The sequence below is a fragment of the Actinomyces sp. oral taxon 181 genome (genome assembly GCF_018370895.1).
Classification (GTDB): Bacteria; Actinomycetota; Actinomycetes; order Actinomycetales; family Actinomycetaceae; genus Pauljensenia.
In genome coordinates this window covers 51720-64011 of record NZ_JAGYZL010000007.1, presented here as the reverse complement: position 1 = coordinate 64011, position 12292 = coordinate 51720, and the positions used below count along the sequence as shown (strand labels likewise).

General features: G+C 57.2%; 7 protein-coding genes and 1 pseudogene. 3 read left to right on the top strand and 5 right to left on the bottom strand.

What is annotated here, in order from left to right; genetic code table 11:
* Window positions 1-52: 52 nt before the first annotated feature.
* From KHW85_RS04645 to KHW85_RS04630, 4 genes are all read right to left on the bottom strand, one after another.
* Entirely contained in the window at window positions 53-5164 is a 5112-nt protein-coding gene (locus KHW85_RS04645; RefSeq protein WP_291458985.1) for a type ISP restriction/modification enzyme, read from the bottom strand.
* A gap of 209 nt (window positions 5165-5373) precedes the next feature.
* Window positions 5374-5697 carry a nucleotide pyrophosphohydrolase gene (locus KHW85_RS04640; RefSeq protein ID WP_291458984.1) on the bottom strand — a complete coding sequence of 108 codons (324 nt, stop codon included), beginning with the start codon at window positions 5695-5697 and terminating at the stop codon, window positions 5374-5376.
* A gap of 68 nt (window positions 5698-5765) precedes the next feature.
* The gene (locus KHW85_RS04635) at window positions 5766-6416 is read right to left on the bottom strand and encodes a hypothetical protein (protein ID WP_291458983.1); all 651 of its coding nucleotides are present in this window, start codon (window positions 6414-6416) and stop codon (window positions 5766-5768) included.
* 65 nt (window positions 6417-6481) lie between these two features.
* The gene (locus tag KHW85_RS04630) at window positions 6482-7573 is read right to left on the bottom strand and encodes a hypothetical protein (RefSeq protein ID WP_291458982.1); all 1092 of its coding nucleotides are present in this window, start codon (window positions 7571-7573) and stop codon (window positions 6482-6484) included.
* Between the two features lie 487 nt (window positions 7574-8060).
* Between KHW85_RS04630 and KHW85_RS04625 the strand changes: the two genes are divergently transcribed.
* From KHW85_RS04625 to KHW85_RS04615, 3 genes and pseudogenes are all read left to right on the top strand, one after another.
* Window positions 8061-9119: a 3-isopropylmalate dehydrogenase gene (locus KHW85_RS04625; protein WP_048714375.1), complete on the top strand. Its 1059-nt coding sequence runs from the start codon at window positions 8061-8063 to the stop codon at window positions 9117-9119.
* Between the two features lie 136 nt (window positions 9120-9255).
* Window positions 9256-10407, top strand: coding sequence for a branched-chain amino acid aminotransferase (locus tag KHW85_RS04620; protein ID WP_291458981.1), 1152 nt, complete (start codon window positions 9256-9258; stop codon window positions 10405-10407).
* Between the two features lie 234 nt (window positions 10408-10641).
* A pseudogene (locus KHW85_RS04615) lies at window positions 10642-12150 on the top strand (ABC transporter ATP-binding protein); the annotation flags it as partial.
* On the opposite strand, the gene KHW85_RS08270 reads toward KHW85_RS04615, so the two are convergent.
* On the bottom strand, window positions 12079-12267 hold the full coding sequence (locus tag KHW85_RS08270) for a hypothetical protein (protein WP_366494741.1): 189 nt from the start codon (window positions 12265-12267) through the stop codon (window positions 12079-12081). The pseudogene KHW85_RS04615 and the gene KHW85_RS08270 sit on opposite strands and share 72 nt — an antisense overlap.
* Window positions 12268-12292 lie beyond the last annotated feature (25 nt).

Sequence of the window (12292 nt, the reverse complement as noted above, 5' to 3'; positions counted from 1 at the left end):
CAAGATCAGAGGCAGCACGCCCACGGAACGAGCCTGCGCATCCGTGCGGAACTCAGCCCTGCACCTCCGGAATCTCCAGCTTCGGCAGCGTCTCCAGGAGCTCCTGGGTTCGCATCGAGACCGTCACCAGGCGCTTGATCAGGTCTACGACCGCGTCCGGACGGCCCTGCTCGCGCAGGAAGTCGTTTGGGTCGTTGACGATGCCTGATGCCTTGTCCGTCTTCACGTGGTAGCGGTCGATGATCCACTCCAGCGGGCTGCGGCCCGAAATCGAATACCCCTGCGCCTGCTCCGGAATGCCCGTCAGGGTCACGTAGTCGTTGTACTCCAAGCGCGTATAGTCAGTGTCGCGACACCCCTGTTTGGGGAAACGCATCTTGCGTGTACCGATGCGATATCGCTCCCAAGGATCTTCGGGAGCATGAAGGCTGATTTCTTCGTGTACAGTCGGATGCTGCTCCACCCGCTCGTAGTTCACGTGCAGGTCCGCCAGCTCACGCCCCACACTCGCATACGTGTGGAAGCCTGTCGCACGAGGAATGTGCGGCAGCATCTTCTTCAAATCATCCTCGTAGCGCTCCCGATACTCCGGGTGATGCAGCAGTGCGTACACGTAGAAGAAAATGTCCTCCTTCGTGATCCCCGCATCCCCATAGTGCTCCCGGTACGAGGTTAGCGTCGCGTCCGTGACGTTGTCGACGCGGCGGTAGCCGTCCAGGATCACCGGAATCTGGTCGCCGATCGGCCGCGAGAAATCTAGGGACGAGGCTGTGGCTGCCGGATCCGCTTGGCTCTCCGAGATGGTTGCTAGGTCGGAGAACAGGTCTAGCTCGCTCCCGGAGGTGGGGGAGAGGGATTCCCAGGTGTAGAGGGGGAATGTCTGCGCATCTCCCACAAGATGCAGGTCGGGGAGAAAGTCGGTCATTAGTGGACCAATTTTTGCAATATCCCCTCTGGAGACTACGAAGGAAAGATTTCTGTGTGCAATTGTCGGGAAGAGTTGTGGAAGCTGATATGTTCTATTGTTCATTTCCCTTGAGAAATATACATGTTGTATACAGAAGGGGCGATACATGCTGACGCGTAGCGCTGCTTGCTCGTAATGGTGATTCTTCTGGCTGTCGAGGTCTCGAAGCAGGCGATCATTCCAATTAATTTGCGTGGCATCCGTGGTTGCGTTTGCGCTCGTACGTTTGGCTTTAACCTGTGAATTGTAATTGTCGATCATGCGGTGCATGTTCGAGGACACAGCCGCGCCTGAGAAGTTGTAGCACCACGCATCACGGTTTGTTCCCAATCCGAGTGAGAATTGTTGGAAAATGCCCGGAGAAGCCATCTTTCCCTTGAGGGCTTGATTGCCGATTTCTTGGAAGGTAGCAAAATGCTCATCACGGGTGCTGATCCAGTCGCCGTGCTCGTTCGGCGTGATGGAGCGGAATGCATCTGTCCCGCTGATCCCCTCAATGGATCCGTAGTTGGTGATCTGGTCGAGCTTCTCCTGTCGCGTCGCATAGTCTTCCGCTTCCGCGTAGAAGATTTCCGCGGTGCCGGAGTAGGTGGGGTCTTTGACGAGCACGGTGATCGCGACGCCTGTGCGAGAACCTGAGCCGAAGATCTTTCCGCCCTCGCGACGGCTGCGCTCGCCGGACGTTCGCTGATTTCCCTTCAGGTCGTAGATGAAGATCTGCGAGAACTCATCCTGTAGGGTGAGTCGCACGCCGTCTGTGCTGTTTGCATCGATGAAGGAGCTGTTGGAGACGAAGGCGATGACGCCTCGTTCCCCGATGCGGTCCGACGCCCAGCGAAGTGCCCGGAAATAGGAGTCGTAGAGCTTGGTCATCAGCCCGGCTCCAGATCGGCGGACGTATGTTTCTTCGATTCGTTCGTCCAGGCGGGGGTACTTCAGATTCTTGTTTTTGTCGTTCTCTTCCTTCTGGCCCGCCGAGTACGGCGGATTCATCACGATGACCGTGATCGCGGAATCCTTCTCCGCCTTCGCGCGCTCGTTGTTGGCGGCCAGGCCCTCGAAGCCCTCGGTGATCGTGCCGTCGCCCTCGTGCAGTTGGAAGGTGTCCGTCAGCGTCATGCCCGGGAACTCGACGTAGCCCTCATCCATGCCCTGCTCGGAACGCACTTGGTGGTACACCTGCTCGATGTTGATCGATGCGATGTAGTAGGAGAGCAGCACGAACTCGTTGGCGAAGATGTCGTTCTTGTACTTGTGTTCCAGGGCCTCCGGCGGGATGACGCCCAGCTGCAGCAAGCGCGCCACGAAGGTGCCCGTCCCCGCGAAGGGCTCGATGATGGCCACGCCCGGATCCCCCAGACTCTGGCCAAACGCCGTGCGCATCGCGTCGTCGGCGCTGCGGATGATGAAGTCGACGACCTCGACGGGCGTGAACACGATGCCCAGGCGCTCACTCATGCGTGGGAACGCCTGCGAGAAGAAGCGATCGTAGAGCGTGCGCATGATCTCCTGCTTGCCCGCCAGGGTATGCACGGCCTCGATGCGCTCGACCATCGCCCGATAGAAGGAATCTAGCTCGCGGCGCTCGTTCTCGAACATCGAGTGGGTCGCCAGCATCTCCACAATCGTGTTCATCGCACGGCTCACCGGGTTCTGCTTCGAGAACGACTGATCCGGGAACATCGCGTCGAACAGCGGTGCCGTCAGGATGTGCTGGGCGAGCATCTCCACCGCTGAGGCGTTATCCACCGACGGATTCAAGGTCTGGCGCAGCGCGTCCACGAACTCCCGGAACGCATCTTGTCGCTCGGGGTCTTCCAACAACTGTTCAATTAAACGGATATAACGCCCAGCGACCGTTGCAATGTCCTTAGACCAGTCATCCCAATACAGGGTCGAGCCCACCTTCTTCACGATGCGGCCGAAGACGCTCTCCTTCCAATCCGAGGGGAGTAGCGTCAGCTGACCCTGAATTTCCTGAGTGAGCACATCTGCGCCGGACTCTGAAGAACCGGCTCCGACCTGGTCCCCATCAGGTGCCGAACCCGACAGGGGATCGTCCTGCCTCTTCGCCTTCTCGAGGGACACCTGCTCGACGATGATGTTCTCGGGTCCTTGACCGTTGAGCTCCATTGAATTGATCGCTGCGTCAAGGCGCTCGTCGTGCGCACGCAGAGCCTTAAGAACCTGCCACACCACCTGGAAACGCGCGTTGTCATCGAGCGCGCGCTCCGGTGCCATACCTGCCGGAACTGCCACGGGAAGAATGATGTAGCCGAAATCCTTGCCTTCGGCGCGGCGCATGACGCGGCCTACTGCTTGGATGACGTCCACCTGTGATTTGCGGGGTGCAAGGAACAAGACCGCATCCAGAGTGGGAACATCCACGCCCTCGCTCAAGCAGCGTGCATTTGAAAGAACCCGACAAATTGGCTCTTCATCAGTGCCCGCGCCTTCCTTCAGCCATTCCATCGCTTGGGCTCGAACCGCAGCGTTCATTGTTCCATCGACGTGGCTGCACTCAACACGAAGATTGTCGGTTGTATCGTCATTCTCCAGATTGCTCAGTCCATCGACCAAATCTGGGAATTGGGCGGCTACCTGTTTTGAAGCTTTGATGTCACGGCAGAATGCGACTGCGCGGCACATGGGGGAGAGGTCGTCACCGTAGTCGGTGTCTGAATCGGGGTGTTTCCTCTTAGCAAGCGCGTTCCAGCAGCCCGTCAGCTTTGCGGCCGTATCGAGGTTCAGTTCTCCGCCCATCTCTGCAATTGCTTGGTAGTGCTTTGAAACTTCATCTTCGCTGACGGTGAGAATGATGACCTTGTAGTCGGTGAGTAGTCCTTCCTTCACAGCCTGACCAAAGCCTAAACGGAAGAACACGGGACCATAGGTGTCCTGATCATCCATTGAGGTCAGGATCGCGTCCTTCTCCGACGCCTTATTCTTTGCGTTCTCCGCGAAGATACGCGGGGTTGCCGTCATATAGAGGGTCTTTGCGCGGCGGATGAACTCATCGCTGTGGATCTTCGTGAAGGCACTCTCGTCCTCGCCGGTCAGCGTTGTACCGGTCGTGCGGTGGGCCTCGTCGCAGATCACCAGGTCGAAGTCTCTCCATTCGTCCCCTGCAATCTCTTGCGCGTCGTGGATAACCTCGATGGATTGATAGGTCGCGAAAACAACCTGCAGTCCTTCAGTTGCGTTGTTTGCACACAGTGAATGAGCAAGGCGCTGTGCATCAGTCGTCGCCGGGATCGGTAGATCGACCGTGGAATCGGCAGCAGTATCGTTTCGAGCAGCTGACGATACTTTCGTATCCGAACACACTGCCCATGCGGTAAACGCACCATCGGCCTCGGCAGCCCAATCATCAAGGGTCTGTTTGAGGAGTGCAAGCGAGGGAACCGTGAAGAGTATCCGGGCGGTACCGCCTTCCTTCTCCATGAACTCACGAGCTATGGTCAGCGCAGTGAAGGTCTTGCCGGTGCCGCAGGCCATCACCATGGTTCCGCGGTCATGTTTGCTGAATCCCTCCATCACAGCACTGCGTGCGCGTACCTGGTGATCCCGAGGAACCTTACGCTCGCGGGTCTTCGGTGCCTGCATCGAACCCAGCGAATACGTGCGCCAGTCAATGTCCGAATCACGCAGATCCGCCAGCGTGATGCGTGAGACCGGGATTTGCTGGCCCTCGATCGCATCTTGGGCGTTCTTGCCCCAGTCGGTGCCAGAAGTGTCGACAACGATGCGGCGGGCGAAAGGCTCCTTGCCTGAAGCAGACAGGAAGGTGTCGATATCTGCTTTGCTGACCTTATGGCCAGGAGCGTAGAACTTGCACTGAATCGCGACAGGGCCGGCGTCTTGCTGGTTGGGGATAGCGACCAGGTCGATGCCCGTATCGCCCGTTCGGCGCTCTGGCCATTCGCCCCACAGATAGACCTCTTTGAATTGGTGAGCGAAACGCGCGTCGTGGAGCAGGAACTGACGGGTGAGTTCCTCGAAGAGTGTGCCCTTCTCTCGCTCGCTTGTCGCGCGCGCACGGTACTCGTTCAGGAGCATGTCCAGTGCGCTGGCGGAAGAAGACGGGGGAGTGGAAGGCTCAGTGACCGCCGATGCAGAAGAGGTTGAGCTGTCGTTGGGTGTTGGGGCGCCATCAACGTCAAATGCGAGCTGGTCTGCATTGGGATCACTGTGCATGGAGATGCCCTTCTGTGTGGCGGATAGGTTTCGGGTGAACATCGCTGATCACTGGCTGCATTCTTGGGAATTTCCCCGAAGGCGTGCTGCGTATTTCCAGATTAATGCATCTGAATGACGTAGATGTAATTTTTGCCTGTTGTTTTTTGCGGTTTTCTTATTGGTATTGCGCGGATTTGTATAGGTGTCAATCGCTGTTGTCCGCGGGATCAATCCAGCTGGTCATACTTCACGCTGCTCCCACGAGACTTTTCAACTGGATACTTCTGGGCGGTGACGGCAAGCTTTTCCAACACGATCTGATCGGGTTCAAGTCCGACCTTCATCGCAAGGAAGTAACAGTAGGTGAGGACATCGGCGAGTTCTTCCTTGATCGCCTGGGGATCCCCATCGGGCGACCACTGGAAGCACTCTAAGAGCTCCGCGGCCTCGATAGAAATTGATTTCGCCAAATTTTCGGGCGAATGGAACTGGTCCCAATCGCGTTCCTCAGAGAACGCGCGTAATTTCTGTGCAACCGCATCGTCAAGCATGCTTTCACTTTACTGTGAAGCACCCACTTCTGGGGGGCACGTGCATGAATCTTCTACTCAAAGACTAGTTAGTATTTCTTCCTTCGCGGATTTCTGAACGCGTCCTCGCCATAGAAATCGATTTGTCTGTCGCCCCACCAGGCAAGAAACTCTTCAGCGGTTTCGGCGTTGTATTTTTCATCAAATTCGCAGTCAGATGAGGCGATGATTCCTTCGGTTGCTTCAGCCAGAGCTGCACAAACCAAACCGTAACCGGTTGAGGCAACAGGAGGGCCATCAAAGTTACCTTCGTCAGACCAGTAGTGGTCCTGTGCCAGAATTTTTGCCAGTTGAGTTGGAGGAACAATATCTTCGAGCTCTTCGACGATGCACCACAAACCAAGGTGCTCCGGTTTCGAGTCGAATGGGTAGACCAAGTATTTTTCGCTAATTCGATCGTCATCTTCGACAAAAGAACAACTATGCCAGGAATCCGAATCCCAGATCCCATCAATCGAATATTCGAAGCCCAGATACAAATCCGGCGTCCACACCGTGTCTTTTTCGACGTCCTTAATTGGTACCTTCGACGGAGAGGGATAGAAAGCTATAACCTCTATTGTTGAACCGATACCATGACGGTTCAACAATGTTTGAAATAACTCTTGTGTACGCTCACGAATCTCCTCAACAAGAGGCAGGACATTTTCTGTCGGATAAACATCAATGGTTGTCGACATGGGATTATGCTACTTTCTCCCACCTTCGATTTGTGCCTGTTTGACACGCATGCGGAACGTGCATTTTAGAGCCAGTTTCCATCCGACCCATGCCACTCCTGGCCTCGAAAGCGTCGCCCTTCTCCATCACAACGTTCGCTTGGAGGTTCCCACAACAGTGCGTAACGAGCAGGGATTGGCTCAGAGGCTACACCGATCGCAGAGCTCATTCGTCTGCGCAGCTCATTCCAATCGTTGAAATCCAGCCAGTTAACGCGGAGGAAGTGCCAGCCCTGGTCATGTAGTGCCTGCTCGCGTTGAACCCACGAGCGTTTTGCGCGGTCGAATTCTCCTTGTGTTGACCCCAGTTTCTCGATGCCATCGAACTCGATGATGAGTTTGCGCTGCGGAATTGCGATGTCGGCAAAGAAGCGCCGTCCACCTGCTGAGAGCTCATATTGCGTCGAGACTTCATAGGGGCACAGCGAGCGAACCACCCAGGTCAGCGCGTCCTCGGCAGGGTTGCTACACCCGGGGTCGATCGCGCTCAAGATTCGTTGTGCGCGGACAAAGCCACGGCGTCCCTTCGCGCGTTCTAAACGCGAAAGGATCTCCTTACGTATGACTTCCGCACGGCCTCGGCACACGTCTTGCGAGAAATTACTAAAATCGCACCATTTGCGCAGAGCGCTACATCCCAGTGCAAATGCGTGCAGCGCGTCATCGTGCATTGCGCAGCGAATCAACGCGTCATAGGGGTGCTCGGTCACTATTCCTGAAACCCGCGTGCGTTCCGAGGTGATCGGGGGGCCGCGACGATAGACTCGCCTAACCGCGGGCACGGACTTTGCCGCACATCTGAATGGAGGAATGAGCTGACTTGTCCGGCGCTGCGGCTGGTATAACTCGACATTCGGGTTCGCGATCCAGCCTTGCACGCCGTGGAGTAGAAGCGCTGAGGTGCCAACGACAAGCGGCGTCGGATCTCCTTGCTGGACTGACGCAATAATGCGTGCCATCGCAATTGATTCCCAGATGTCCCAGGGCTTTGCTTGGCTGAGGTCGAATGGCAACCGGACGTAGGCGCCGCGGTGTAAGCGCAATTGCCCCTTGAGATGGGAGCTTCTGGAGGAGCTCCCGCGATAGCTCAGGATCACGTGCGGCAGTTGCGTGCTCATAGTAGACAGTGTGGCGCGAGGGTGGAGGTTGTGTGTTTTCCTGTTGAAAAACTGTGGATGAATCGTTGGAATTCTGCGCTGTGGATAAGTTTGTTGCGCCTGAAGCGGGTCTTTCGGGTGGTGTTAGGGCTGTCTAGCGCTGTTTCGTGCTTCGTGTGTGGTGTCTACGGCGGAATCCGGTGACATCGACGCGGATTGACGCTGCTTGGAGTGGTTTGTGCTGGGTGTTCATGGTGAAATCCGGCTAGCTCGGCTCAGATTGACACTGTTCGGCGAGATTGACATCGGTTGGCGTGATTGGCACCGTTTGGAGGACGGGAATCGCGGTTTTTGGGGTACGCGATGCCGCCAAGTGGTGCCAATGCCGCCGAGTGGTGTCGATAGGGGAGGCGTGGGGAGCTGACTTCAGGAACGAGGCCCCGTCCACAGCCACCCCGAAATATGGACACCTTCTGCCGACCTGCCGCCCTCGCGCAACAATGGCAGCATGACAAATCTGAAACTCGCAGTAATTCCCGGTGACGGCATCGGGCAGGAAATCGTCCCCGAAGGCATCAAAGCTCTGGAAGCTGTCATTCCCTCTGACGTCACGCTGCAGTACACAGAATTCGATCTTGGCGCACGGCGCTATCATCGCACCGGCGAGATTCTGACCGACACGGACCTCGAAGTTATCGACCAGCACGATGCCATCCTCTTGGGCGCGATTGGTGATCCGTCGGTCCCCTCAGGTGTCCTTGAGCGCGGTCTGCTCCTCAAGCTTCGATTCTCGCTCGACCACTATGTCAACCTGCGTCCTTCGCACTACTACCCGGGCGTCCCGACCCCGCTGGCCAATCCCGGTGACATTGATTTCATCGTCGTGCGCGAGGGCACTGAAAGTCTCTACGCCGGAAACGGTGGAACCCTGCGCAAGGGCACGATTCACGAGGTCGCACAGGAGATCTCCGTCAACACGGCCTTTGGCGTGGAGCGCCTGGTGCGCTACGCATTCGAACAGGCAGCAGCTCGTCCGGCTCACCACCTCACGCTGGTCCACAAGCACAATGTTTTGGTCTTCGCCGGTGGGCTGTGGAGTCGCATTGTCGAGGAAGTGGGCCGCGAATACCCGCAGGTTCGTGTTGACTACTGCCACATTGACGCCGCAACGATCTACATGGTGACCGATCCAGGCCGCTTCGATGTCATCGTTACTGACAATCTCTTCGGCGATATCTTGACCGATGAGGCGGGAGCCGTCACTGGCGGTGTTGGCCTTTCTGCCTCGGGAAATATCAACCCTGAAGGTGCACATCCCTCAATGTTCGAGCCCGTCCACGGCTCCGCGCCTGACATTGCAGGCCAGGGCAAGGCGGATCCGACCGCAACCATTGCCTCTGTTGCGCTCATGCTCAATCACCTCGGCTATGCAGATCAGTCGCGCGCGATCATGGATGCGATTGAAGAAGATATGCGCAATCGTGCGGCCGCGAATGCGGCTGGCGATCCCTTGGTCCGTACGACCGAGCAGATCGGCAACGACTTGGTCGCGCTGATTCGCCGCTGACGAGGCCGCGGCCGGGGGAGTGGGAACCGAAAGGCGCCGCTCACCCCACCCCAACGGGTCAGATGGCGGACCACCCCATGCTTGAGCCCCGCAAGGGGGATATTCTGAACGTACTTCAGCTTTTGAGGAGGACACGATGACAGATACGCAGCACACTCCCACCGAATTGGAGCGATTGGGGGAGGAGCCTCTACCTTCGGCAGATGAACTGGCTGGTCGTTTCCCGCTGACCCAGAACCCGAATCCGACTCCGCAGGCGGATTACGAAAAGGCCATGGAGGAACTGAACTTCGGAACAGTTTTCACCGATCACATGGCACATATGCGTTGGACGCCCGAAACCGGATGGGGCCAGCGTGAGGTCATTCCCTTCGGTCCTCTTGACCTGTCTCCCGCGGCCGCTGTCCTTCACTACGGCCAGTCTGCTTTCGAAGGCATCAAGGCCTACCGTCACTCCGACGGCAGCATTTGGACCTTCCGTCCCGGCTTCAATGCCGCGCGTATGAACCACTCGAATTGGCGTCTGGCTATGCCGCAGATGGACCGCGAGGACTTTGTGGGCGCGCTGGTGAACTACGTGCGTGCGGACGAAAAGTGGGTTCCGGGTGCTGAAGGATCCTCTCTCTACCTGCGTCCCTTCACTTTCGCTTCCGAGCCCTTCATCGGCGTGCGTTCGGCTCACCAGTTTGATTTCTACGTCATCGGCTCCCCGGTCGGCCCCTACTTCAAGTCGGGCACTCAGACCGGCGTCTCCATCTGGGTTGAGAAGCACTATCACCGTGCCGGCCCCGGTGGAACCGGTTCGGCAAAGGCTGGCGGTAACTACGCGGCTTCGCTGCTCCCGCAGAACTTGGCTGCAGAACGCGGTTTTAAGCAAGTCTGCTACCTGGATACTTACGAGCACAAGTACCTCGAAGAGCTCGGCGGTATGAATATGTTCGTCGTCATGGCCGATGGAAGCGTGCGTACCCCCAAGCTCACCGGCGTGATCCTCGAAGGTGGCACCCGTAGCGCGATTTGCCGCCTCCTGCGTTCGCGTGGCGTGCCGGTAACCGAGGAATCCATCGCTCTAGCCGACTTGGTTGAGGGCATTAAGAATGGCTCGGTCGCTGAGATCTTCGCCTGTGGTACCGCCGCTGTCGTGACACCGATTGCACGCCTCGGCTCGGATGATTTTGACGTCGAGCTTCCCGCCGGCCCCGTCACCCACCAGATCTGGAAGGACATCACGGATATCCAGATGGGCCGTGCAGAAGATCCCTTCGGCTGGATGTACCGTCTGGCCTGACCCGATTGCTGAGGCCGTGGCCGCCTTCCCGCGCTGCTGAGCCTGGGTGAGTCCGCGGTTTTACATCGTAAAACTTTAGTGTGAGGGGCGTTCGGAGTGATCCGAACGCCCCTCACACGTCTTCGGTGTAAAGCTTTCCCTTCTATATGACTTTCTGTCATTAAGAAGCTAAGGTAGTCCTAAGTAGCGTCATAATGAAATGACGTCATATAGCCGAATGAGGAGAGCGAATCGATGGGACCCGAGCTCAACGCCTCGCCAAGCGCACTACCGCAGCCTTATCCCAAACAGCGGATATCGAACGTCATCGAGATCATTAAGAATCTACTGCCTGCGATGTTCCTGATCATTTTCTACATCGAGCTCGGTTCGGTTATTGACTCCCTCATCAGTGGTAATGTCACTTTCCTGTCACTGGGATACCTTTCACTCTTTGCTTTAGTAGCAGGAATGATGGCGTTTAGCGCTTCCTTCTCGGGTGGTACACGCCTGCGCGCAGAAGAACCTCGTATTCGCCACGCCATGATTGCCCAAGTTTTCCGCCTCGGCGTCAGTGAGCGCACAAAGGAACGCTCGGGTCGCATCGTCAATACCGCAACCGATGGTGTTGAGCGCAGCTCGAATTATCGTGGTACTTTCATCGCGCCCATGCTGGCCTCGCTGATCACGCCAATCATGGTTGTTGCAGTCGTATGTGCTTTCGACTGGGTTTCTGCAGCGGTCCTGGCAATTTCCATCCCCGTTGTACCCCTTACCGTTGGAGCTTTCCAAAAGGCATTCCGTTCGGTGTCCACCCGCTATCGCAGGGCCTCGCGCGCTCTTGCCGCCCAAGAACTTGATGCGATCCAGGGACTTTCAACGCTGTCCTACATCGGTGCTGGAAAGCGCGTGGGTCGTACCCTTGCACAGGCTGCGGAGAATGTTCGCCGCAGAGTCATGCGCTACCTTGCCGGAAACCAGATGGTCCTGCTGGTTGTCGATGGTGTCTTCTCACTGGGAATGATCACCGGTGCGACTGCTCTTGCCTACTGGCGCCTGAGTGACGGTTGGTTCAGCGTCGGCCAAGCCGTCACACTTGTTCTGCTCTCCTCGATCATGCTCGACCCTCTGGATCGAATCGGCCAGTTCTTCTACATCGGTATGGGTGGTATCGCTGCGACCCGCGAAATTAAACGCTTCACCAGTGAAATTCCTGAGGTTATCGACCCGGCAGAAGACGGTGCTTGTGCGCCCGCAGTCCTTCCCGCACCCGGGGAAGTGAGCATTGACGGCGTTTCTTTCGCTTACGAGGCCGACACCCCGATCCTGCGCGGAGCTACACTTCGCGTCGCCCCCGGCGAGCACATTGCGATCACGGGTACCTCGGGCGCTGGAAAGTCAACGCTCTCAAGCCTGATCCAGGCGCACCACCGTCCCAGCGCAGGATCCATCTGCATTCATGGCGTTGACATCTCCCAGGTACCTCTGCAATGGGTTCGCTCGCAAATCGCTGTCGTCGAACAGACCACCTACCTTTTCTCTGACACTTTGCGCGCGAACATCCTGCTCGCCAACGCCGCAGCCAGTGACGAAGAGATCCTCACGGCACTGCGCATCGTCGGCCTCGACGATCTTTTGGCGAGGCTTCCCGAGGGCTTGGATACTCGCGTCGGTGATAAAGGACTGGCCCTCTCAGGAGGTGAAGCGCAGCGCGTCGCACTTGCTAGGGCGTTTGTCAAAGACGCCCCAATCCTTTTGCTCGATGAACCCACTGCGCATGTTGATCTGGAAAGTGAAAGACAGATTCTCAACGCCATCGATACCATCGCTCGCGGGCGTACGACCATCACGATTTCTCACCGAGGAGCAACGATCGCCCATGCAGACCGCCAAGTTGAACTGAAGG

Coding starts and splice junctions, on each gene's coding strand:
- KHW85_RS04645 (WP_291458985.1), bottom strand. CDS start 5,164: ATGCACAGTGATCCCAATGCAGACCAGCTCGCATTTGACGTTGATGGC.
- KHW85_RS04640 (WP_291458984.1), bottom strand. CDS start 5,697: ATGCTTGACGATGCGGTTGCACAGAAATTACGCGCGTTCTCTGAGGAA.
- KHW85_RS04635 (WP_291458983.1), bottom strand. CDS start 6,416: ATGTCGACAACCATTGATGTTTATCCGACAGAAAATGTCCTGCCTCTT.
- KHW85_RS04630 (WP_291458982.1), bottom strand. CDS start 7,573: ATGAGCACGCAACTGCCGCACGTGATCCTGAGCTATCGCGGGAGCTCC.
- KHW85_RS04625 (WP_048714375.1), top strand. CDS start 8,061: ATGACAAATCTGAAACTCGCAGTAATTCCCGGTGACGGCATCGGGCAG.
- KHW85_RS04620 (WP_291458981.1), top strand. CDS start 9,256: ATGACAGATACGCAGCACACTCCCACCGAATTGGAGCGATTGGGGGAG.
- KHW85_RS08270 (WP_366494741.1), bottom strand. CDS start 12,267: ATGGGCGATCGTTGCTCCTCGGTGAGAAATCGTGATGGTCGTACGCCC.